This window comes from Herpetosiphon gulosus (assembly GCF_039545135.1).
Lineage (GTDB): Bacteria > Chloroflexota > Chloroflexia > Chloroflexales > Herpetosiphonaceae > Herpetosiphon > Herpetosiphon gulosus.
Map to the genome: position 1 here is coordinate 40,134 of NZ_BAABRU010000010.1, position 21,213 is coordinate 61,346.

Annotated in this window: 20 protein-coding genes and 1 tRNA gene; 7 read left to right on the forward strand and 14 right to left on the reverse strand. The window is 50.6% G+C overall.

What is annotated here, in order from left to right:
* Positions 1 to 54 precede the first annotated feature (54 nt).
* The gene (locus tag ABEB26_RS14440; RefSeq protein WP_345722735.1) at positions 55 to 1,257 is read right to left on the reverse strand and encodes a hypothetical protein; all 1,203 of its coding nucleotides are present in this window, start codon (positions 1,255 to 1,257) and stop codon (positions 55 to 57) included.
* Positions 1,258 to 1,435: 178 nt separating this feature from the next.
* On the opposite strand from ABEB26_RS14440, the gene ABEB26_RS14445 reads away from it, so the two are divergent.
* On the forward strand, positions 1,436 to 2,455 hold the full coding sequence (locus tag ABEB26_RS14445; RefSeq protein ID WP_345722736.1) for a ParA family protein: 1,020 nt from the start codon (positions 1,436 to 1,438) through the stop codon (positions 2,453 to 2,455).
* Here the strand turns inward: ABEB26_RS14445 and ABEB26_RS14450 are convergent.
* The 4 genes from ABEB26_RS14450 to ABEB26_RS14465 all read right to left on the reverse strand — a co-directional run bounded on the left by ABEB26_RS14450 (position 2,452) and on the right by ABEB26_RS14465 (position 4,084).
* Positions 2,452 to 2,748: a hypothetical protein gene (locus tag ABEB26_RS14450; RefSeq protein ID WP_345722737.1), complete on the reverse strand. Its 297-nt coding sequence runs from the start codon at positions 2,746 to 2,748 to the stop codon at positions 2,452 to 2,454. The genes ABEB26_RS14445 and ABEB26_RS14450 overlap by 4 nt on opposite strands.
* Positions 2,749 to 2,850: 102 nt before the next feature.
* Positions 2,851 to 3,012, reverse strand: coding sequence for a hypothetical protein (locus tag ABEB26_RS14455; protein WP_345722738.1), 162 nt, complete (start codon positions 3,010 to 3,012; stop codon positions 2,851 to 2,853).
* Between the two features lie 136 nt (positions 3,013 to 3,148).
* Positions 3,149 to 3,224 (reverse strand) — tRNA-Arg (locus tag ABEB26_RS14460).
* A 122-nt stretch (positions 3,225 to 3,346) separates the two neighbouring features.
* On the reverse strand, positions 3,347 to 4,084 hold the full coding sequence (locus ABEB26_RS14465; RefSeq protein WP_345722739.1) for a hypothetical protein: 738 nt from the start codon (positions 4,082 to 4,084) through the stop codon (positions 3,347 to 3,349).
* A gap of 343 nt (positions 4,085 to 4,427) precedes the next feature.
* On the opposite strand from ABEB26_RS14465, the gene ABEB26_RS14470 reads away from it, so the two are divergent.
* The 5 genes from ABEB26_RS14470 to ABEB26_RS14490 all read left to right on the forward strand — a co-directional run bounded on the left by ABEB26_RS14470 (position 4,428) and on the right by ABEB26_RS14490 (position 8,985).
* The gene (locus ABEB26_RS14470) at positions 4,428 to 5,099 is read left to right on the forward strand and encodes a metal-dependent transcriptional regulator (protein WP_345722740.1); all 672 of its coding nucleotides are present in this window, start codon (positions 4,428 to 4,430) and stop codon (positions 5,097 to 5,099) included.
* 72 nt (positions 5,100 to 5,171) lie between these two features.
* Positions 5,172 to 6,089, forward strand: coding sequence for a metal ABC transporter solute-binding protein, Zn/Mn family (locus ABEB26_RS14475; RefSeq protein ID WP_345722741.1), 918 nt, complete (start codon positions 5,172 to 5,174; stop codon positions 6,087 to 6,089).
* 113 nt (positions 6,090 to 6,202) lie between these two features.
* The gene (locus ABEB26_RS14480; RefSeq protein WP_345722742.1) at positions 6,203 to 6,949 is read left to right on the forward strand and encodes a metal ABC transporter ATP-binding protein; all 747 of its coding nucleotides are present in this window, start codon (positions 6,203 to 6,205) and stop codon (positions 6,947 to 6,949) included.
* Positions 6,946 to 7,866, forward strand: a complete 921-nt coding sequence (locus tag ABEB26_RS14485) for a metal ABC transporter permease (RefSeq protein WP_345722743.1) — start codon at positions 6,946 to 6,948, stop codon at positions 7,864 to 7,866. The genes ABEB26_RS14480 and ABEB26_RS14485 overlap by 4 nt, the downstream gene beginning before the upstream one ends.
* Before the next feature lie 3 nt (positions 7,867 to 7,869).
* Positions 7,870 to 8,985, forward strand: a complete 1,116-nt coding sequence (locus tag ABEB26_RS14490) for a metal ABC transporter permease (protein WP_345722744.1) — start codon at positions 7,870 to 7,872, stop codon at positions 8,983 to 8,985.
* Positions 8,986 to 9,335: 350 nt separating this feature from the next.
* Here the strand turns inward: ABEB26_RS14490 and ABEB26_RS14495 are convergent, their stop codons facing one another.
* From ABEB26_RS14495 to ABEB26_RS14535, 9 genes are all read right to left on the reverse strand, one after another.
* Positions 9,336 to 10,955: a peptidoglycan DD-metalloendopeptidase family protein gene (locus tag ABEB26_RS14495; RefSeq protein WP_345722745.1), complete on the reverse strand. Its 1,620-nt coding sequence runs from the start codon at positions 10,953 to 10,955 to the stop codon at positions 9,336 to 9,338.
* 519 nt (positions 10,956 to 11,474) lie between these two features.
* Positions 11,475 to 13,118 carry a phytoene desaturase family protein gene (locus ABEB26_RS14500; RefSeq protein WP_345722746.1) on the reverse strand — a complete coding sequence of 548 codons (1,644 nt, stop codon included), beginning with the start codon at positions 13,116 to 13,118 and terminating at the stop codon, positions 11,475 to 11,477.
* A gap of 36 nt (positions 13,119 to 13,154) precedes the next feature.
* Positions 13,155 to 13,706 (reverse strand): metal-dependent hydrolase, encoded by a 552-nt coding sequence (locus ABEB26_RS14505; protein ID WP_345722747.1) that lies wholly within the window; start codon positions 13,704 to 13,706, stop codon positions 13,155 to 13,157.
* 68 nt (positions 13,707 to 13,774) lie between these two features.
* Positions 13,775 to 14,239 (reverse strand): GNAT family N-acetyltransferase, encoded by a 465-nt coding sequence (locus tag ABEB26_RS14510; RefSeq protein WP_345722748.1) that lies wholly within the window; start codon positions 14,237 to 14,239, stop codon positions 13,775 to 13,777.
* An 89-nt stretch (positions 14,240 to 14,328) separates the two neighbouring features.
* Complete coding sequence (locus ABEB26_RS14515; RefSeq protein ID WP_345722749.1) at positions 14,329 to 15,258, reverse strand: DUF1444 domain-containing protein; 930 nt, start codon at positions 15,256 to 15,258, stop codon at positions 14,329 to 14,331.
* Positions 15,259 to 15,312: 54 nt separating this feature from the next.
* Positions 15,313 to 15,540: a hypothetical protein gene (locus tag ABEB26_RS14520; protein WP_345722750.1), complete on the reverse strand. Its 228-nt coding sequence runs from the start codon at positions 15,538 to 15,540 to the stop codon at positions 15,313 to 15,315.
* Positions 15,541 to 15,758: 218 nt separating this feature from the next.
* The gene (gene corA, locus ABEB26_RS14525) at positions 15,759 to 16,733 is read right to left on the reverse strand and encodes a magnesium/cobalt transporter CorA (RefSeq protein ID WP_345722751.1); all 975 of its coding nucleotides are present in this window, start codon (positions 16,731 to 16,733) and stop codon (positions 15,759 to 15,761) included.
* A 69-nt stretch (positions 16,734 to 16,802) separates the two neighbouring features.
* Positions 16,803 to 18,593: a TolB family protein gene (locus tag ABEB26_RS14530; RefSeq protein WP_345722752.1), complete on the reverse strand. Its 1,791-nt coding sequence runs from the start codon at positions 18,591 to 18,593 to the stop codon at positions 16,803 to 16,805.
* A 42-nt stretch (positions 18,594 to 18,635) separates the two neighbouring features.
* Positions 18,636 to 19,379, reverse strand: coding sequence for a LuxR C-terminal-related transcriptional regulator (locus tag ABEB26_RS14535; RefSeq protein ID WP_345722753.1), 744 nt, complete (start codon positions 19,377 to 19,379; stop codon positions 18,636 to 18,638).
* Positions 19,380 to 19,736: 357 nt separating this feature from the next.
* On the opposite strand from ABEB26_RS14535, the gene ABEB26_RS14540 reads away from it, so the two are divergent.
* Positions 19,737 to 20,879 carry an FtsW/RodA/SpoVE family cell cycle protein gene (locus ABEB26_RS14540; protein WP_345722754.1) on the forward strand — a complete coding sequence of 381 codons (1,143 nt, stop codon included), beginning with the start codon at positions 19,737 to 19,739 and terminating at the stop codon, positions 20,877 to 20,879.
* Positions 20,880 to 21,213: the final 334 nt, after the last annotated feature.

Consider the following 21,213-nt stretch of genomic DNA (forward strand, 5'->3'; position numbering starts at 1 on the left):
GCATTGCTCAATGTTCGACAATGCTGATCGATCTGTCAGTTGCGGCCAAGCGATTTAGAAGATATCGTCCTCGTCTTCGTCGTCGCTAATGCCTAAATCGAGCAGCACCAAATTATTCAGCGCTGGCGATTGACTAAAGGCTTCTTGGCTGCTGCGGGTTAGCTGATTGCCCCACAAATCAAGCTCTTGCAATTGGCCCAAGTTAGTTGTATTGGCCAAACTGGTTGCGCCAACATCGCCAATCGCGTTATCGGCGAGATACAACACCGCCAAATTGCCAAGGCTGGTGCTGGTGGTCAAAGCTTGCACGCCAGCGTCGCCAATCGCATTATCATTGAGTAATAAGGCCTTGAGATTAGTGACATGGCTCGATTGAGCCAAGGCACTCAACCCAGCGTCGCCAATTGCATTCGAGCGCAAATCGAGGCGTTCGGTGTTGGCAAGCACTGGCGAGTTGGCAAGGGCACTAATGCCAGCCGCATCGATATTGGTTGAGGCCAAATTGAGTGTCACAATGCTACGCAGATAGGGCGATTCGGCTAAGGCCTTGGCTCCAGCAAAACCCACATCATTATCGCTGAGATCAAGATGGGTTACATTGCCCAATTGTTCATCTTCAGCGAGCGCCTTCACGCCTGCTGGCCCAATGTTGTTGTTGCTCAAATTGAGTGAGGTTAGTTGGGTCAGATGTTGGGCAGCGGCCAAGGCACTAATTCCAGCATCGCCCAAATCGTTATGATCAATATCGAGCAACTGGAGATTGACCAAGGCTTGACCTTCAACCAACGCCGCGCCGCCAGCCGCGCCCAGCTGATTGCGATACAGCCGTAGTTTGGTTAATTGGGTCAGGCTGGTCGAATTGCTGAGTGCTTGAGCGCCAGCAGCGCCGATTGCATTTTGATACAGCTCTAATTCGTTGAGGTTGCTCAGGTAGGGCGATTGGGCTAAGGCAATCAAGCCAGCATCGCCAATTTGGTTACGTTGCAAACGTAAGGTGCGCAATTGGCTTAAGTGGGGCGATTGCGCCAAGACAATTACAGCGTCATCAGTTAATTGATTTTCGCTGAGGTCAAGCACGCGCACGGTGGCCATGTGCGGTGAGCGAGCCAAGCTATGTGCGACAGCATCACCCCAATTGCGACCATTGAGGGTTAGTTGGGTTACGCCAACCAAACGCCGTTCACGCAAGGCGGCCTTGAGTTCTTCGACGGTGGACACATCATCCAAGGAGACCACGTAATTTTTAAGCTTTGCCATCGTAACGACCTCTGTGTCGGGTTATTTCATTGTTGGTTCATTGTAGCACACTGCCCTTGGCGATTGATTCCCCCTAGTGGCTAGCCAACAGGTGAATCTTAATAATTGGGCCGAGCCTGCTTGACGTTGCCTACACTCTACCGTACACTGCTTGCAGTATACTCAGGAGTTATATCCTATGCCTCGCGTAATTGCCGTCACCAACTTCAAGGGCGGTATTGGCAAGACGACTACCACCGTGAATGTAGCCGCCGGCTTTGCCCTCAAAGGTGCTTCAGTGCTTGTGATCGATGTCGATCCACAGAGCAATGTTCGTATGTGTTTTGGGCATGCCGAACCCCGCCGCTCCCTGTACGATGTTTTGATCGATAACAAGAAAATTCCTGATTGTGTCGTGCAAGTACGCCCCAACATCGACTTACTTGCCTCAAGCGATGCGTTATTGCAAGCACAATCGGATATTGGCAAACGCCCAGATTGGGGTCGGGTGCTCGAAATCGCCCTACGTCCAGTCGTGCGCAACTATGATTTTGTCTTTATTGATTGTAGTGCTTCGTTGACTGTGCTTAACCTGAATGCCTTGATGGCTGCTTCAGATATTATTGTGCCAACCGCTTTGGAACACTTGGCTTTACAAGGGTTGCGCCAACTTGGCCGGAATATCACCCGCATCAAAGGCACAATGGGCGCATTACGTATGATTATCCCCACCATGTTCGATGCGCGGAATCGCCAATCGCACCGTTTACTGGCCTCGTTGCGCGAGGAATATGGCACGCTCGTGACCGACCCAGTTCGGGTCAATGTGCGGTTGTCTGAGGCGACGGTTGAAGGTAAAACGATCTACGAATATGATCCACGCTCAAATGGGGCGATTGATTATGCAGCCTTGGTCGAAAAATTAGGCGATGTGTTTAATTTTCAAGCCAAACCTATGGCAGAGCCTGTGCCTGTGGTCAATCCAGTTCCCGTGGCTCGGCCATTTACCGCCTTTGAAACCCCGCCACCACCACCCGAACCGTCATTGGTTGGCAATTTACAAGCTGAAGAAAAGCCCATGTTTCGTGGCCCAGTCCGCGAGGAATGCCCGCATTGTGGGCGGTTATTAGAGCAAGTGATGCTAGCAGGCTATCGGGTGTATTTTTGCGATCATTGCAAATATAAACGCCAAGAATTAGCCTCGGGAGTTCGCCGCTAGGAATATTTGCGCACGCGCTGCAACCCAAAAACGATTGCAACCAGCCAAATGCCTGCAAAGCCAAGCCGCAAACGGACTAGGTTGTTTGGGCTGACTGTTAACCACGAACCAAGCAGTTGATCAAGCACCCGCGCAATAAATTCAGCTCCAGCCAAATTAAGCCCAAATAACCCAGCATACAGCACAAACGTGATCATGCGCCGTCGCCGACCGTTGCTGATTTGCCAAGCTAAAATGCCGCAGCCAAGCAGCACCAAGCCACTAACCAGCCAACTCCAAAATTCAATTGTCATAATGCTACCTTAAATGAACACCGACTTTATGGGGAAGTATAGCATGAGGAATTTAAGCGGGTAAATAATCACACCATTGTGCTTCTGGCGCAAACGACTGGCTTATTGACCACAAAAACTGCAAACAGCTGGGGTTTGTGGCTCGAAGGCTGCCGATAATGGAGCTGGGTTGATCACGCTGGTAGCCAAAATCAACAAAGCCAACGCGGCGATAATTGCCAAAGCTAATGAGCGATTGAATGGTTGGGTTTGGATGTTCAACATAGCTGCCTCCGAATTAACGTTGCGTTAGAACTGAGGCTAGTATCGCACCCACTTGTGACAAACAGCGTCACATCGTTTTAGGCCTTTGCAAAGCCATAAAAAACACCTACTTACTGGGTTAGTAAGTAGGTGCGATTGGCGCGACCGGAGGGACTCGAACCCCCGACACTTGGTTCCGAAGACCAATGCTCTATCCACTGAGCTACGGTCGCAACGTCTATAGAATACTCGAAATTGGGCTTTGTTGCAAATCTTAAAACCAACAGCGGATGGGAATTCCATCCGCTGTTGGCTGTTCTCAGTGCTGTGTGGAGGAAACCGATGGCGAACTGGCTTATTTGGTCAAGGCTTCGCGAGCGCGTTCGAGTTCAGTGTTCAAGCGTTCTTCGCCTTTGGTGCGCAAGTTGGCAATAATATCATCAACTGATTTGCCATTGGCTTGAGCAACTTGCTCTAAGGTTTTGCCTGCTTGAACTTCGGCTTGAACTTGTTCAACGGTTAGGCCTGTTACATCAGCGGTTGCTTGAACCAATAGGTGTTGGCCGCGACCACCACGACCTGGGCCTTTTTCACTCACAATGCCTTTTTGGTTCATTAAGGTTGGGGCTTCAGTTTTGGCGGTTGCCAAGCGTTCGGCCTTTTGGTCTTCGGTAATTTTGCCATTGGTGACAGCTTCGCTCAAGTTGGTTTCCATTTGAACCAAGGCTGCATCAATCACTGCTTGCTCGCTACTGCCGTTGGCGGTAGCAATTTCGGTCAATGAAGCGCCTTCAACCAATTTGCTGCGCACATCAGCTGTGGTCAATTTGGTCAAGGCTGCGGTTTGCTCAACCAATTGATGATGGATGCCCATGCCGCCGCGTTGACCCATACCACCGCCGCGTCCGCCACGTTTGCCAAACCCAAAGCCTTGGCCTGGATTGGCTGTGGTGCTATCGGGAGTGGTTGGTTGAACCTCGGTGCTATCAGGGGTGGTTGGTGTTTGGGCATTGGTGCTGGCTAAGCGCCCACCAACAAACACCAAGGCAAAAGCGATTGCCACAATTGCCAGCCATTTTCCAAGAGTTTTCATAAAGCCTCCGTTTTGTAGCGTTGCATTCGTCGCTTGTTCGATATGGCTCTAGCATAAACCACCGCTGTGAAGAGCGTATGAAGAAAAGGATGAAGGATGAATTATGAGGGATGAAAGCGAAAATCAATGTCAGGGTGGTTTGGCAATCAGCTGAAGGAAAGGATGAATTATGAGGGAGGAAACTATTCGTGGAATTTGTGCAATTCGTGGCTCAAAACCTAGACGTTGCGTCCCTTCGTATCGCTTCGTGTCCTTCGTGGATCACATTACTCTAACTACTTGACATTTAACCCCAATTAACTTTATACTTAGGTAGTACCTAAAAGAAAGGATTAATAGGTTTATGCGAATTACGGCAGGCGTACAAGATTATGTGAAAGCAATTTATACCCTTCAACAAGAGGAAGCGCCTGTCTCCAACGGTCGGCTGGCTAGTTACTTTGGGTTTAGTGCGCCCACGATCACCGAGATGGTCAAAAAGCTCGAAAGTTTAGAACTGGTTGATTATCAGGCGCGTTATGGGGTGCGGCTCACCGAGATCGGCGAGAAAATCGCGCTCGAGATGATTCGCCACCATCGTTTGCTGGAACTTTATTTAGTGCAAGCCCTTGGCATGTCGTGGGATGAAGTTCACGATGAGGCCGAAGTTTTGGAACATGTGCTCTCTGAAGCGCTGGAAGAACGAATTGCCGAATACTTGGGGCATCCCCAATTTGATCCCCATGGCTCGCCAATTCCGGCCCGCGATGGCAGTATTCCGCAGCGTGATTCATGCTCATTGGCTTTGTTGGAGCTGAATCAGATTGCGCGGATCGTCGAAGTTGAGGATCGTGATGCTGCCCGCTTGCGCTACTTGGCGGATCTTGGTTTAACGCCCAACAACGTTATTAAAATTATTGCCCGAGCGCCGTTTGATGGCCCCTTGACCTTGTGGGTTGGTGCTGATCAAACCCAACAGGTGCTTGATTCACGCTTAGCAACTCGGATTCAAGTGCAAATTGAGCGTTCAATTTAGGCGCTCTTTTTTTACTTGAGTCTTTTAGGTATGCCTAAATAGTTTATTATAAAACCAAAATGAGGTAGTTCGATGCAACGAAAAAATTTCTTGGTGCTGCTGGTATTGCTGCTGGTAAGTTGTGGTCCTAGCAGTTTTGCCCAACCAACCAGCGCCAATCCACCGCTACGAGTGGCCGCAACCGTTGGGATGATTGCCGATGTCGTCAAGCATGTTGGTGGTGAGCATGTCGAAGTGCTTGGCCTGATGGGGCCAGGCGTTGACCCACACCTCTACAAACCCAGCGTTGGCGATGTGCGGATTCTCGATGATGCTGATTTGATTTTTTATGGCGGTTTGGAACTCGAAGGTCGCATGACCGATATGCTCGAAAAGCTCAATCGCCAAAAACCAACGATTGCCGTCACCAGCCAAATCGATCAAAGCCGCTTGCATGCAACTGGTGGCGATTCATTCGACCCGCATATTTGGTTCGATGTGATCTTATGGCGCGATACGATTGCCGTCATTGTTGAAACTTTGGCTAGTTATGATCCAGCCCATGCAGCGGATTATCAGCGCAACGCTGCGGCCTATGCCCAAGAGCTAACTGCACTGGATCAAGAGGTTAAAGACTTGATTGCGACCGTCCCAACCGCTAGTCGGGTATTGATTACTGCTCACGATGCGTTTGGTTACTTTGGCTCAGCCTATGGCTTTGAGGTGCGCGGTTTGCAAGGGTTGAGTACTGCTAGCGAAGCTGGGGCTGGCGATGTTCAAAGCCTGGCCGAATTTATTCAAACCCGCCAAATCAAAGCGATTTTTGTTGAATCCAGCGTGCCGCAAACCACGATTAATGCTGTGCAAAAGGCCGTTCAATCACGCGGCTGGGATGTAGCGATCGGTGGCGAGTTGTTCTCCGATGCCATGGGCGATGCTGGCACTGAAGAAGGAACCTATATCGGTATGGTGCGCCATAACGTCACCACGATTGTTAATGCGTTGAAGTAGTGACAAGGGGTCAGTAGTTAGGGGTCAGAGGCTAGTCCATAAAAAGAAATAGTTGAAATAAAATCTGACCCCTGACCCCTCATCCCAGCCCCCTCATAAAGGAGCCAAACCATATGAACGCTAGTGCAAAACCGCTTGCAATTCACGATCTAACTGTGGCCTACCAAGATAAGCCGGTGTTGTGGGATATTGATTTGAGTGTGCCAACAGGCGTGTTGGCGGCGATTGTTGGGCCAAACGGCGCTGGCAAATCGACCTTGATCAAAGCGACGCTTGGCTTGATGCCCGTGGCGGCTGGTACGGTTGAAATGTTTGGACAGCCCTACGCCAAAGCTCGGCGCATGGTTGGCTATGTGCCGCAACGCTCCAGCGTCGATTGGGATTTTCCGACCAATGCCTTGGATGTGGTATTGATGGGAACTTACGGCCAACTCGGCTGGATTAAGCGGCCAAGCAAAGCCGACCGCGAATGGGCCTTGCATTGTTTAGATCAACTGGCCATGGCCGATTTTGCCCAGCGCCAAATTAGCCAGCTCAGCGGCGGCCAGCAACAACGGGTCTTTTTGGCTCGTGCTTTGGCCCAACGTGCCCAACTTTATCTGATGGATGAGCCATTTGTGGGCGTGGATGCAGTGACCGAACGAGCGATTATCAGTCTATTGCAACAACTGCGCTCGGACGGCAAAACCGTAATTTGCGTGCACCACGACCTTGATTCAGCTCCTGAATATTTTGATTGGGTGGCTTTGTTGAATGTGCGCATGATCGCTGCTGGCCCAATGAAAACAATTTGGACCCCCGAGAATATTAGCCAAACCTATGGTGGCCGAACCCAAAGCCTGATTCGAGGTGCTGCATGAGTATCTTAGATTTATTTCGCGATTATACCCTGCGCAATGTGGCCTTGGGAGCCATGGTTTTAGGCATTGTCAGCGGCATTTTGGGCTGTTTTGCGGTGTTGCGTCGCCAAGGCTTGCTCGGTGATGCGCTCTCACACGCTGCTTTGCCTGGCATCGCCATTGCCTATTTATTAACTGGCTCCAAAGCACCGATTGTGCTTTTGCTAGGGGCAGGCATTGCTGGTTGGGTTGGCACGCTGGTGATCAATCGCATTGTGCGCGATACCCGCATTAGCGAAGATAGCGCCTTGGGGATTGTGCTGAGCGTCTTTTTTGGGGTTGGAATTTTGCTGCTGACCTATATTGCCAAGCGTAACGATGCCAACCAAGCTGGGCTTGACCGCTTTTTGTTTGGTCAAGCGGCAACCTTGGTTGCCACCGATGTGCTAACCATGAGCATTTTGGGCGGTTTGGCATTGGGTTGTTTGGTGTTGCTGTATAAAGAATTTAAGCTGTTGGCGTTTGATCCAGCCTTTGCCGCTAGTCTTGGTTTTCCGCCTAATCGGCTGGGTATTTTGCTCACTAGCCTGATTGTGGTGGCGATTGTGATTGGCTTGCAAACAGTTGGGGTCGTGTTGATGGCAGCGATGTTGGTTGGGCCAGCGGTTGCAGCGCGTCAATGGACGCATCGATTAAGCGTGATGTTGGTGCTTTCAGGTGTGTTTGGCGCAAGCGCAGGCATCGCCGGAACTATGCTCAGCCTTGGGCAAGAGCACGTGCCAACTGGGCCAATGATCATCCTGAGCTTAACCGCAATTGTGACTATTTCACTCTTGTTCGCGCCAGCCCGAGGCTTGGTTTGGGCGAAAATCCGTCAAAACCATTCGCTGAACAACGAGCCACGTAGCCGCGAAATTCAGCCAGCCAAAGGAGAGTAAGCCATGAGTAGCACGTTTGCAATTATTCTGACTGGAATTTTGGTGGCGGCTGCCTGTGCCTCACTTGGCTGTTTCCTGATTTTGCGGCGCATGGCGATGTTGGCCGATGCAATTAGCCATGCGATTTTGCCAGGCTTAGTAGCGGGCTATTTCATTGCTCAAGGCCCAAGTTTATTGGCAGGCTTTTTTGGGGCAGCCTTGGCAGGCTTGATTACCGTGGGCTTGGTTGAGCTACTCAAAAATACCCAACGTGTCGGCGGCGAATCAGCAATTGGAATTGTGTTTCCAGCCATGTTTGCCTTAGGAACCTTCCTCGTCTCGAAATATTATGCCGATGTGCACCTTGATGCCGATGCAGTGCTCTATGGCAACATCGAGTTTGTCGGCTTTGACCATTGGTATCTTGGCGAAACCGATTTGGGTCCACAATCGCTGTGGATCATGGGCGGTTTATGTTTGATCAATCTAATTTTTATCAGTGTTTTTTACAAAGAACTTAAATTGGCAACCTTTGATGCTGGCTTAGCGGCGACGCTTGGCTTCTCGCCAATTTTAATTCACTACGGCCTGATGGCGGTGGTTTCAATTACCACGGTTGGCGCATTTACGGCGGTTGGGGCGATTTTGGTGGTGGCCTTGATGATTGTGCCTGCGGCCACAGCCTATTTGCTGACCGACCGCCTGCCATGGATGATTGGCTTGGCGATTGCGGCTGGGGCGATTGCCGCAGTTGCAGGCTTTGGCTTAGCGTTTATGCTGAATGGCTCGGTTGCAGGCGCAATTGCCACAATTACCGGAGTTGAATTTGGCTTGGCCTTGTTGTTCAGCCCCAAACAGGGATTGGTTGCCCGAGCACGACGCTTGGCTCGCCAACGGATTCAATTTGCTGCCGATACGCTCCTGGTGCACTTGTTGCAACACGAAGGCAGTCCCGAGGCCGCCCATGAAAGTACGATTGGCCATTTGCAAAGCGAATTGAAATGGAATAATAAGTTTGCGCAACGAGTGCTTGATCTGGCCCAGCGGCGGAGTTTGGTGCGCTGCCAAGGCCAACAACTTGAACTGACGACCAGTGGGCGTGAACGGAGTCAGCAAGTCTTGCAATTAGGTCGTGTCTAGCACCGCCCTTCCGCTAGCCACGGTTCCCACCTAGCAGAGCCTACTCAATGGCGAGTAGGCTTTTGTTTATTGATCGCTATTGCCGATGGCGGGCTGGAGATTGCTTATAACAGAAGGATAGAGAATGAGGGGCTAGGGTTTAAGAATCAGCAATCTGTAGGTGTAATGGATTATGAGGTTAAACCAGTTCCACCGTTGCCTCATCCCAAGGGAGCACTCCGAGCGTGGTTCCCCTCACCTCGCGTGCGGGAGAGGGGGCTAGGGGGTGAGGGAACGCAATTCATTAACCCAATTGACAAAAAAGAGCGCCAATGCGATTGGCACTGGCGCTCGCTCAACAGTTGACTGAATTATGGTAAATATTTGAGCGGATTGACCGCCGTGCCATCGACCTTGATGGTGAAGTGCAAGTGAACCCCAGTTGAGTAGCCACCGCCAGCCCGATCATAGGTGCTGCCCATATAGCCGATCAACTGGCCTGCCTCAACCTCTTGGCCTTCGGAAACCACTGGATTCGACATCATATGGCCGTATTCGGTGACCATGCCGGAGCCATGGCTGATTTTGACACAATAACCATAGCCGCTACACCAACCAGCCTCGATGACCGTGCCACGGCGGGCAGCTGAAATTGGCGTGCCCTTGCGATTGGCAATGTCGATGCCGTTATGGAAGCGTCCAACGCTAAAGTTGCGATAGCCAAAACCTGAGGTTAAATCGCCATAGGTTGGCCAAACCCAAACTGGTGGTGGTGGCGGCGGCGGCGGAAAGTTATCGGTCTCTTCCAAGGCCGACCAAACTTCCTCAGGAATGCTCACAACTTCGCGGGCAACCCAGGCCACTTCACCATCGCTTTGGCGAATTTTGACCCAAACTTCATGCTTGGCGATTAATTGTAAGCGTTCGCCAGCATTAACCTTGACGATTTTCTCATAGGCCGTGCCTGGGCCTTCGCGCAAATTGGTGCGATCAGCTAGCACAATTGCTGCAGCTTGTGATTTTTGATTGATTGAATCGATTGCGCCGCGTACTGAAACATTTTGAACTCCCGCCAACGATGCTCCAGGCACGAAAATTTCGCGTCCAGCAATCAAGGCTTGGCCCTGATCTAAGCCATTGGGTGGGAAGGTCATAATCACATCAGCGCCAACACTGTAGCGTTCGGCGATATCGGTGATTGTTTCGCCTTCGCTGACGGTGTGCGGAACCCCCGAAACCCGTGGAATTCGCAGGGTTTCGCCGATCGCGACCGGGCCAGTCAAATTATTGGCTGCAATCAACGATTCTGGGGTAATTGTATATTTGGCAGCAATATCCGCGATCGTTTCTTCGTTGGCAACCAAGTGGGTTGCAACAAAGGCTGGGCCACGTTCAGGTGCTGGTTTGATTAAGGCTGGGCCAACATCGACCACAACTTCATGCTCACCGCCGCCAACACTTTGCGGCTGAGTAGCTGAAATTGGGATTACAACCCGTTGGAAATTGCCTGCTTCAACTTCATCGACCAATTGGGCGGCTGCTAAAGCCTCGGGTATTGCTTGATTGGCGGTAGTATCAGAAACTGGATTAAGTGGAAAACCGCGACCCCACGCCACCACACAGGCAGCCAACAGGATCACGCTATGTGCAACCAAACGGCGTTGAAGCTGCAAGCGCTGACGCACCGATTGAGCGGCGGCCTTGAATGAGCGCCGTGGTTGTTTTGGCTCAGAAATTGCTTGTGGGGCACGAGTAGGTGTGCCAGCGATTTGCGCCAGCGAAGATCGCGCAATTGAGGCCGCGCGTTGTTCTTGCTTGCGCCGTCGTTGGGCAGAGCGGCCACCACGATTGAGTGACTCAATCCGGCCAGTATCAGATTTTTGGCGAAATGCGGTAGTGGTGTGGTTAGGAGCTGGTAGCAAAATAACTTCGGCGTTGTTTTGCGTTTGTGCCCGTTGAACACGTCGCCGCGGAGTTCGCTTCTCTGTCATGGAACGAAGACTCCTCGAATGGTGCTTGGTTGCTGATAGCAATCACGGCTATCGGCATGCATTATGGCATGAATGTGCGTTGCCAAGCCCACGCAGTTATGGCAAGCATAGCCTATGCTTAATACTTTGTCAATTTTTACCCTGCTTGCTGGCCGAGAATGCTCTATTTGATAGGCTCATTCGAGTATAATGAGGTCTGCTTTAACAAATGATCTACCTACATCCAAGGAGAGAATATGTATCAAGCGCCGCCGCCAGCGCTAAGCCATTGGAGTAAAGGTCGAGCGATTGCAGCAGGTCTGATCATATATGCGATTGGGGCGGTCTTATTCCGCGTCGTACTCAGCTTATTTCTAGCGAATACTCTGCTTGTAGCCCTAAGTTGCTTTGTCATATTTTCGCTCGTGAATCTTGCGATACTCAGGGTTGTTCGAGCCTATAAGCGTTCGCAAAAACATTAATTTGTATTTGGAGCAAGAAACCGCCAAGTTTTGTAGCTTGGCGGTTTGTTTTCGTAATTTATTTTTTCTTGGCCCAAGCCACCACACCCAAGGCGGCTGCCGCCCCGAGTGTCCAGCCAACCCATTGGCGTGATGGCTGGCGATCTTTGAGCACGGTTTGGGCGGTGTTGTAGCCTGAGGCCGCAAATACGCCGCCACCAGGATGAGTGCTGGCTCCAGTCAAATACAAGCCTTTGATCCCAGTCACGCGATATTCGGAAAGCTCAGGCAGTGGGCGAAAGGCAAACATCTGATCAAATGACATTTCGACATGCATCACGTTGCCACGTAGCATACCAAAGGTGCGCTCCAGAGTTAACGGCGTTTGCACATAGCGGTTGCTAATTTTGCCGCGCATATTGGGGGCATAACGATAAACGACTTCGAGTAATTTGTCGGCCTCGCGCTCGGCAATGCTATCCCAATCTTCGCCGTTGCTTAATTCATAGGGGTGATATTGGCCCCACAAAAACAACGTATGCTTGCCCTTGGGCGCAACATCGGGGTCGATCGCGCTAAATGTCATGGCAATTACCGCTGGATCAGTTGCTGGTACGCCGCGATCATAATCGCTAACCGCGCGATTCAGGTAATCGATCGAAGGGCAAAGCAATTGCAAGCCATGATGCGAAGGATGTGGGCGGCCACCAGAAGGCGCAGCCAGATAATCGGGCAATTCATCAGCAGCACAGCGCACCGCCATGCCAAAGCCATTGCCAACCCGAATGCGGCCAACTCGTTCGGCTAGGCCATTTGGTAGTTGCTCAGGCTCGACCAGTTTTAATAAGGTGGTTTGCACATGGGCATTTGAAATAACCGTTGGTGCGGTGTAGGTCTCGCCCGAGGTTAATTGCACACCTTGCACTACACCGTTTTGAACTACAATTCGTTCAACTGGGGCATCGAGTAGCAGCGTGCCGCCGTCACTTTTGAAGCGAGCAGCCATGGCTTGGGTCAACATGCCCGAACCACCGCGTGGATGTTTCGCGCCACTTTCATGCAGCATCGCGTGCCAGCCCGCAAAATCGCCAGTACCAATTTCGTGTGGTGGTGGCCCAGATTGCGCTGCTAGCCAGCCCATCGCCGCCCGCATGGCCTCGCTCTCAAAAGTTTCGTTGATTAAATGACCATACGAGGTAAACAAGCGCCGCAAAATATCCAGCGGATGCGTGCCTTTTTCGCCTTTGAATTGGCCAGTTAGCATTTGACGGCCTAAGTTGGCAGGTGATGGTGCTTTAAGAAATACATCGAAAACCCCTTCGTTGAGCGGCCCCCACAACGCCACAAATTGGCGATAAGCATGGGCATCTTTGGGCGAAATTTTCTCAATCGAAGCACACGTCTTGTCTAAATCACGCCAAAATTCAATCGCGCCCGATCCATCAGGCAATGGATACCAAGCAAATGGGTCCATATCAATATATTCAAGCCCAAATTTATGCAGTTCGAGGTCGCGCACCACTGGGGTCAGGTGAATCATAATGTGGGCTGAGGAGCCAACATCCATTTTATAGCCACCAAACATGGTTTCGGTGCAAACCGCGCCGCCGACGATCGCTCGTCGTTCGATCACTAAGGTTTTGATTCCGGCCTTTTGCAAATAGCAGGCACAGGTCAAGCCATTATGCCCACCGCCAACCACAATCGCATCAAATTGCGCCATTTTGAGCATCACCCCACACTATTGATATTGTTTATGCTACGCATGGATTTGGGCTTTGGACGTATCATAGCGCTGCCGCAGCCAAGCCAACATCAGGCCAATGCCCAGCCATGGCAGCCAAATCCAGGTTAATTCAGAAAGCAAGACATTCCAGCCCCGCGCAGAAAAAAGTCGTGCTGCGCTGATTGGAGCTACGGCAATTGGCCGCCAATCAAAAAAGACTCGCTGGCTGCTGAAGGGCCACCATAAGGCCACCCCACTCCCGCCATTGGTGAGCATGTCGTACAGTGGGTGGCTCAGCACCGCCAAAAACAGGGTTAAACCAGCCACCCAGCGTTTGCATCCCAAACGTGGCGCGAAAAATGCGCCCACACTGGCAATAATTGTGGCAAAACCAATCGAATGAGTAAAACCACGATGGCTCAATAATGTGCCACGTGGTATGTCTAGCCAAAAGCTAATTCCATCAAAATCAGGGCTAATTGCCGCAATTGAAGCCCAAATTAATAATGGGCGGCTGATTCGGTCGCGACCAAGCGCCAAACCAACCACCAAAGCAGGGGCAACATGGCTAAATATTGTTGGCATGGGCGATTCTCCACATGAATCTTATTGGCAGTATAGCAATAATCCCACCAATAACTATTCGATCAAGCTTATTCAAGCCGTTTTTCGTAATAGATAATTTCCAGTGTGCCAATCAGGCCTCGGCCAATTTCCTGATAGCCATGTTTGACATAAAGTTTTTGGGCGGGTAGTTGCGGCACTGAGGTATCTAAATGAAGCCGCTTCAAGCCCAATTCACGCCCACGTTGCTCAAGCGCCAACAACATCTGTTCGCCTAAACCGTGCCGCCAATAATCGGGATGCACTCGCATGCGCTTGACCTCGGCCTCGCCCACCCCAGTCGGCAACAAACCACCAATTACTACCACCTGCCTAGCCAATTCACCAACCAAAAATTCGCCACCAGTTGCCAAATAATGCTGCTCAACTGCTAGAACATCAGCATCGCGTGCTCCATTGCCAAGATGTGCTCCCATCATGTGCAAGCCAAGGTTGTGCAATTCCCAGACAATCGCGGCATCGTGTGGCTGATAACGACGGATGGATAGTTCCATTGGGTGCTCCTAAAATGAATTGAATAACAAAAAACCTGCTGTTGGCTTCTCTGGCAACAGCAGGTGATCGAATTTCAAATCAATTTGCTTTACTCTTGAAAGGTAGTTAAAAAGGTGCTCGGTGGCGATAAACGCACTGCTTGTTGTTCTTGCGAGTGGGGCAAATGGGTAAATGCACCGTTATCGTACCAAAAAACCTGATTGGAGATCGAGCCAGGCCCATTGCGATACATGCCCTCAACTACAGGCAGCATGCTCGTCCAAGCTTCCAAGGCAATTGGCTCGTTAATTGGATAGCACAGCACCACATGGCGATTGGGCACAGCTACCAACGAGCCAAAGCGCCCGATACATTGTGGATATTGCTCAAGCAACAAGCTTTGCGAGCCAATCAAGAAATCGTCGCCAGTGATAGCTAGAACGTTAATTCCATCATCCAATTCATGTTCGGTGAGGCGCAACTCACGCCCGCGCAAGTTTTCCAAGGCGACTGCAAACAATTCCTCGTTGGTTTTACCCCAAGCCATCGCTTCGTCGCTACTTACGCTGCGAATCGTGGTGGGCAAATCAAACACCAGCACCGAGCAGACATCCTGCAAATCTTCACGATAAATCAGCTTTTCGCGTAATTCAGGCTCCAAGGCCCACAAACGAATTGCCAACAAATCGCGGATACTTTCAAAATCTTGTATTTCATCTTGCAATAGCACTTCGTTTTCAAAACCCTTGTGCATTGCCTCAAAGTGATCGGTAATAACTGCCAGCCATTGCGATTGGGGATGGGCATAGCATTTTTGCGCCAGTGAGCTTAGCCCAATGCGGGTATCTTTTGTCCACCCTGCATGGTCAGCTAACACCACAAAGCCTTGATTTTCAGGCCGCACTGGCAAACCAAGGTTTTTCAAATAACGCTCCACGATTTGGCGAAAATCTTGCCATTGCTGTGGATTGAAAAAATTGACCCATGCTGGTGGTGTTGGTAAATCGCGCTTACCAAACGTCTTTTCCCAGTTGCTCATGGTTCCCCCCTATAAACGCTGACGCTGCTACCAAAGCCTAAGCACACCAAGCACTTAGTTTGGCAGCAGGATGACCAAAGTATAGCCGAGCGTTGCGATTCGCATCAGGGCAAATAAACCGATTGTTGCTCGGTCTGAAGCCTGATTATGCAAGAATAACCGCCGTGCAGAAAGAATCGTTCCCTCAAGCCTGTCGTTTGGGGCATTGGTTGGCTTTACGCCGATTGGTGCGGGCATTGCACCCAAGCAGTGGCCTAGAATGAAGCGAGTACGCGGTTGCATTGGTATGTTCCTGCTAGCAAAATCGTGAGCCAACGCCGATCTTCAACCATTAATACGACAATACCTTCCACCTAGATACTATCGCATGCCTCTGTGTCATACAATGTCATCAGTGTGAAGAAATGATGAGGCTTTATTAATTGTTGATCGCTTACTATGCGCATGCAAGGGTTGACGCTTAAAAACTCAATCAGCTAGCTACGTGGCTAGATCGTAGCTCAGAGCCAGCGTCGCCGCCGAAAAAACCAGAGCATCCCAATAATGATTGCGAGCATAATCGCCCAAACCATCAGATAGCCGTAGCGCCAGTGTAGTTCGGGCATGAGATCAAAATTCATGCCATACAGCGAGGTAACGAGGGTTAGTGGCAGAAAAATCGTGCTGACGATCGTTAGTGCCTTCATAATTTCATTCATTTTGTTTGAGGAAACCGAGAGGTAGGTATCCAAGGTGCTGCCAACCACATCGCGCACTCCTTCGCTGAGGTCGGTTATTCGCACCAAATGGTCGTAAATATCACGGAAGTAAATTTCACAATTGCGCGAAATCAGGTCGAACTCGCCGCGTGAGAGCCGCTGCATCACTTCGCGTTGCGGCGATACCACCCGACGTAAGGCTAAAATGCTGTGCTTTAGCTCCAAAATGCGGCGCAAGGCGCTGGGTTTGGGGTCTTGAATGATGCTATCTTCGAGAAAATCCACCTCTTCATCAATCCGATCAAGGTAAGGCAGAAATTCATCAACAATTGCATCGAGCACTGCATGGGCCAAAAAATCAGCTCCGCGCTCCAAAATTCGGCCATCGCGCACCGCCCGATCCCAAATTGTATCGAGCGCAGCCAAGCGTACATGTGAGGTAGTTACGACAAAATTGCGGCCTAAAAAGCAATTCAGTTCATCGGTGCTCAAGCGCGAAACATCCTCGCCCACCGCAATCGCATGCACAACGATGAACAGATGATCGCCGAAATCATCAACTTTGGGTGGTTGGTAGCCGGTGCTCAGCGTATCTTCGATTGCTAACGGGTGAAAATGAAATATCTCGCGCAAAAAGGTATCATATTCGGTTTGCTGACAAGCATATAAATTGACCCACAGCATGCCCTCGCCGCTGGCATGCAGTTCGCGAATTTCTTCAACGGTCTTGATTTTGCGTAATGGTTGGTCGGGCAAGCTATATAGTGCTTGAAACATAGACCCCCGCTTTGCTCACAAAAAGGGCAAGTCCTGCGACTTGCCCCAAACTAGCGACTCAATCTAGGCTTATTTGACGCTAGTAATTCCATCATCGGCGGCAATCAGGCGGGTACGAGCTGTATTCGAAAGATCATACAACCACAATTCGCTGGGGCCGCTAATCACAGGCTCTGGACCGCGTTCATTGTCGGGCGATTGTAAAGCCCGAACATACAACAGCGCATCATCAACCACGGCCACCGCACCTAAATCGCCAAGGGTTGCACCTTTGACGATTTGGCTGTCGTTGTTGCCTTGGCGACTGTGCAAGCTATAATTCAACACTTGGCCGCTGCGACACGCTACATTTAAATAGTAGAGTGTGTTATCGCTGCTCCACGAGAGCGGGCGTACCCACCATTGGCCGGTAATCGCATCGAGTTGCTTGCCAGTTTGGTCGAGCACCAAGAGATCAGCGCCACCATCAGTGCGAAGTGCTTCGACGGCAATCCGTGTGCCATCAGCCGAAACTTGCGCTTGACCAACGCTGCGATAATTGCCCAAACTGGCTTGGCCGAGCAAGCCATCAGTGCCACTCAACGGATTACTGATTAACAAGCCCCCTTGACCGCCATCGGTATGGCCAACCGTCAGCACCGATCCATCGGGCAAGGCATGTGGCATACGGCGGCTCCACTCGTCAAGCGGCGAAACCGCACTCGGATCACCGCCATTGGCCGTCACCTGCCAGAGCCGATAGCTATCAGGGGCTGCATCGCTCCAGGGTGCAGTAAACCAAATGACCCCGCCATCAAGCGACCAAGCAGGCTCGGCACAACCACCAACATCGGCGACCAAGGTTTCGTTGTCGCCATCGATGGTGCTTGTCCAGAGTGCGCCTTGGGTTGGCAAGCCGTCGGGGTTGGCTCGGCAGAAGGCAATTTGGGTGCGATCAGGGCTGATTGCCACAGCACTTTCAATTGCCAAAGTTGTGGTAATTGGCACGACCCGCGAGCTTTCGTAGCGATACAAATCGCCTTTGCTGGTAAAGACAACTGGTTGCTTAGGTGCGGTGGGCGAGCCATTGCTCTTGGCAAGCGGATCATCGCCCAGCGTGGCGGTGGCGCTATCAGCAATAACCACATTTAAGCGTCCGCCATCAAGCTGCACCGTAAATGGTAAGGCTTGATCAAGCCCAATTTCAATTAATACCCCAGCTGAATCGCTGCTCGATTGCGAAACGACTGAGCGCACATGTTGCAACGTATCAAGCTTTAGCACTTTGGTGAGCGTGACCGACGATGAACGCCAGAGATCATCGTGTCGCCATAACGGCAGATCGATTTGAATCACGCTGGCAATCGCGCTATCGCCTGCGAGCAATTGAGCCGCAGCCGGAGGCACACACCGTACAACCCCATTGACGGGACCACTGCTAGAGGTTAATTCTAAGAATAAGCGATCGCCATTGGGTGTGCGATCAAGCCCAGCGTTATTTAAGCGGGCACTAAAGCGCTCGTCGGTTACCGCCCCAAATGGCTGAGTACAAAAACTACTGCTTTGATTGGCAGTCGGGGTACTTGCAGGAGTGGCCCGAGGTGTAATGACTGGTGAAGGGCCAGCGGTTGGAGAAGCGCCTTTGGTAGGCGAAGGGCCAACTGTGCGGGTTGGGGTAGCCGAAGGCTCGGTTGTTGGCGACGCAGGTGCAGGCGTTAATGTCACCGTTGCCGTAGGAGTAGCCGTGCCTGTCGGAGTTAAGGCGAGGATAGTTAGCTCATTTTGTAACGGGCGAGCAGTGGGCTGTGGGGCTTGTTGACATGCTGCGAGCGCCACAACAACCAAGGCTAAACTCACACGTTGCCGTAACAACAACTTCAAACGACACTCCTTGGACAATCCAAAACGGCACGAACGCCGCAATTACATCCCAGAAAACGTATTATCGTTTTGCACAATTTTAATCCAGCCGCGCTGTAATGCAAATACCACAGCTTGGGTGCGATCGTTGACCGCCAATTTGCGCAAAATTGATGAAATATGATTTTTAACGGTTTGATTGCTAATCTCGAGGCGGGCGGCAATTTCTTTATTAGTTTGCCCCGCCGCTACTAATTCTAAGACTTCAATTTCACGCGGTGACATTGGCGAGTAGACATGCTCGGTATGGGTATCCATGGTCAATTGGCGAAACGAATCCATCACAGCAGCAGCGACCGCTGGGGTATTCAGTACCAAATCATTGATTGGATAATTGCCTGAGCGCACCATATCGACCGAATTGATCAGATCATCCCAATCAATTGTGCGCGAAAGATAGGCGGCAACGCCTGCTCGCAGTGATTTTACAATACCTTCTTGATCATTGATATCGCTGAGCAAAATCACGCCGATATTGGGGTGATTTAATTTGACCGTGCGGGCGACTTCAATTCCATTGACCCCAGGTAAATCAACATCCATCACAATAATATCGGGGTTGCTATAATCGACCAAACGAATTGCTTGCTGGCCGTTGCTGGCCTCGCCAATAATTTTATAGCGTGGTACTTGGCCGAAGTGATAACGTAAGCCTTCACGATAAATGGTATGGGCATGAACCAAGACAATATTGGTTTTGGCGACCGAATCGCCACGTCGGCGCGGGCCTTCCGCAGATGCTTGCATACGATCCACTCTTTCTGGAATCCTAGGCATACCCTCGGTAAGCGATGATATGCGCAATTATACACGACGACGAGCATCAGCATTGATTGAGGTTAAACGTTAGTGGGATAGCAGATGATGCTATCTGCTGATAATACACTGAATTATAGCGAATCGGCTAGCCTTATTCCCAACAATTTGATGACAATTAATAATTGCTCATCCGACTTTAAGCCCTACCTTAGGCGATACCCATGGCTAGCTGGTGAATCGTAACTGATATAATGCTACTACGCTGGCTCAGTTCAACCACAATTGGGCATGGGGGATCTCAAGTATCTGGCCAATATGGTATTATTTTGAGTCAGGAGGGTTATTATGTCCACTAGCATTCGCGCTCGTTCCTGGCGCGAGTTCAATCCAATTATGGTTGTAGCTGTGTTGCTGTTGCTAGCAATTAGCTTACCAATGGTCTATACCACCACAGTTGGAGCCGCCGGAACCTTGGTGTTTGGACTGGGTTCTTCGTTTGCTAAACATGTTGTCTGGATTATCTTGGGCATTAGTTTGATGTTTAGTTTGGCCCTGTTAGATTATCAATTGCTGCGCTCGTTGGCAATTATTTTATATATCGCTGCGCTTGGGCTTTTGGGCATGGTGGTGGCCCTAGGCCAAGTTAAATATGGTGCTCAAAGCTGGATCGGCTCAAGCCAACTTTCGTTTCAGCCAACCGAGCCAGCCAAACTTATGGTAATCATCGCGCTTGCCGCATTTTGGAGCAAACACGGCGATGAGCCTAGCCCATGGAAATCGGTCTTTATTTCGTTGGTGATTTTGGCTGTACCACTGGGTTTAGTCATGCTTCAGCCCGACTTTGGCTCAGGCATGGTAATGATCGGCATTTGGCTGGTGATGTCGTTGGTCGCCAATACCCGTTGGGTGCAATATGGCCTATTGACCTTGCTTGGTGCGCCAGTGGTAGTGCTCGCATGGCTCAATTTTAGCGTGTATCAGCGCGAACGCTTGACCGTCTTTTTAACTCCCGAGCGTTGCGAAACCGATTTAGAATTTCGCATGCGGGCCTGTTGGCAAATTATTCAGTCACGTTTGGCAATTGGCAACGGTGGCCTTGGCGGTATGGGCTTGTTACGCGGAGTGCAAAGCCAATTAAACTATTTGCCAGTGCAAGAGAGCGACTTTATTTTCGCGGTAACGGCGGAAGAGCTGGGTTTTATTGGTGCGGCAGTCGTGATAGTGCTGCAATTAATCGTCATCTGGCAAATTTGGCGAGTGGTTGAGCGAGCACGCGACCCCTTTGGGCGTTTGATAGCGGCTGGGATTGCTGGCCTGCTGTTGGTGCATTGTCTCGAAAATATTGGCATGAATTTGATTATGATGCCTATGACCGGGATTCCTTTGCCATTTGTGAGTTATGGGGGCTCGTTTACCCTAACGGTTTTGATGGGCATTGGCGTGGTGCTGAGCGTCTCGATTCGTAGCAAACGTTGGTCATTTAATTAAGGTACTAGATCAACTGGGGACTATTTGACGATCGGTTACGCTGAATAAACCACCCGCAGACCCAGCACGTTAATTAAAATTGCCTAACCAACTACCTTGCCCGCCTTCGGGCGATTTCGTATAATACATCGTAACATTTTCTTTCTTGATAAGCTTGATCAACATTGTTCCTACAAAGGTGCTTGGATTGATTCAACCAAAACCTTTGAAGAAGCTCCTGCGAGATGCAGTAGTTGTAGGTGGGTTGGGATGTTGGTAGCAATTATTATTATGCTCTTGTTTATTTGCTGTCCTACAACATCACCCCTACTTCGGCAAGCCGCGCATTGATCGT

What these genes read in the sequence shown, in the direction of transcription:
- ABEB26_RS14490 (WP_345722744.1), top strand. Translation starts at nt 7,870, where the DNA reads ATGAGTAGCACGTTTGCAATTATTCTGACTGGAATTTTGGTGGCGGCT.
- ABEB26_RS14505 (WP_345722747.1), bottom strand. Translation starts at nt 13,706, where the DNA reads ATGCCAACAATATTTAGCCATGTTGCCCCTGCTTTGGTGGTTGGTTTG.
- ABEB26_RS14510 (WP_345722748.1), bottom strand. Translation starts at nt 14,239, where the DNA reads ATGGAACTATCCATCCGTCGTTATCAGCCACACGATGCCGCGATTGTC.
- ABEB26_RS14495 (WP_345722745.1), bottom strand. Translation starts at nt 10,955, where the DNA reads ATGACAGAGAAGCGAACTCCGCGGCGACGTGTTCAACGGGCACAAACG.
- ABEB26_RS14455 (WP_345722738.1), bottom strand. Translation starts at nt 3,012, where the DNA reads ATGTTGAACATCCAAACCCAACCATTCAATCGCTCATTAGCTTTGGCA.
- ABEB26_RS14520 (WP_345722750.1), bottom strand. Translation starts at nt 15,540, where the DNA reads ATGCAACCGCGTACTCGCTTCATTCTAGGCCACTGCTTGGGTGCAATG.
- ABEB26_RS14470 (WP_345722740.1), top strand. Translation starts at nt 4,428, where the DNA reads ATGCGAATTACGGCAGGCGTACAAGATTATGTGAAAGCAATTTATACC.
- ABEB26_RS14540 (WP_345722754.1), top strand. Translation starts at nt 19,737, where the DNA reads ATGTCCACTAGCATTCGCGCTCGTTCCTGGCGCGAGTTCAATCCAATT.
- corA (WP_345722751.1), bottom strand. Translation starts at nt 16,733, where the DNA reads ATGTTTCAAGCACTATATAGCTTGCCCGACCAACCATTACGCAAAATC.
- ABEB26_RS14485 (WP_345722743.1), top strand. Translation starts at nt 6,946, where the DNA reads ATGAGTATCTTAGATTTATTTCGCGATTATACCCTGCGCAATGTGGCC.
- ABEB26_RS14440 (WP_345722735.1), bottom strand. Translation starts at nt 1,257, where the DNA reads ATGGCAAAGCTTAAAAATTACGTGGTCTCCTTGGATGATGTGTCCACC.
- ABEB26_RS14475 (WP_345722741.1), top strand. Translation starts at nt 5,172, where the DNA reads ATGCAACGAAAAAATTTCTTGGTGCTGCTGGTATTGCTGCTGGTAAGT.
- ABEB26_RS14445 (WP_345722736.1), top strand. Translation starts at nt 1,436, where the DNA reads ATGCCTCGCGTAATTGCCGTCACCAACTTCAAGGGCGGTATTGGCAAG.
- ABEB26_RS14480 (WP_345722742.1), top strand. Translation starts at nt 6,203, where the DNA reads ATGAACGCTAGTGCAAAACCGCTTGCAATTCACGATCTAACTGTGGCC.
- ABEB26_RS14515 (WP_345722749.1), bottom strand. Translation starts at nt 15,258, where the DNA reads ATGAGCAACTGGGAAAAGACGTTTGGTAAGCGCGATTTACCAACACCA.
- ABEB26_RS14535 (WP_345722753.1), bottom strand. Translation starts at nt 19,379, where the DNA reads ATGCAAGCATCTGCGGAAGGCCCGCGCCGACGTGGCGATTCGGTCGCC.
- ABEB26_RS14450 (WP_345722737.1), bottom strand. Translation starts at nt 2,748, where the DNA reads ATGACAATTGAATTTTGGAGTTGGCTGGTTAGTGGCTTGGTGCTGCTT.
- ABEB26_RS14465 (WP_345722739.1), bottom strand. Translation starts at nt 4,084, where the DNA reads ATGAAAACTCTTGGAAAATGGCTGGCAATTGTGGCAATCGCTTTTGCC.
- ABEB26_RS14500 (WP_345722746.1), bottom strand. Translation starts at nt 13,118, where the DNA reads ATGGCGCAATTTGATGCGATTGTGGTTGGCGGTGGGCATAATGGCTTG.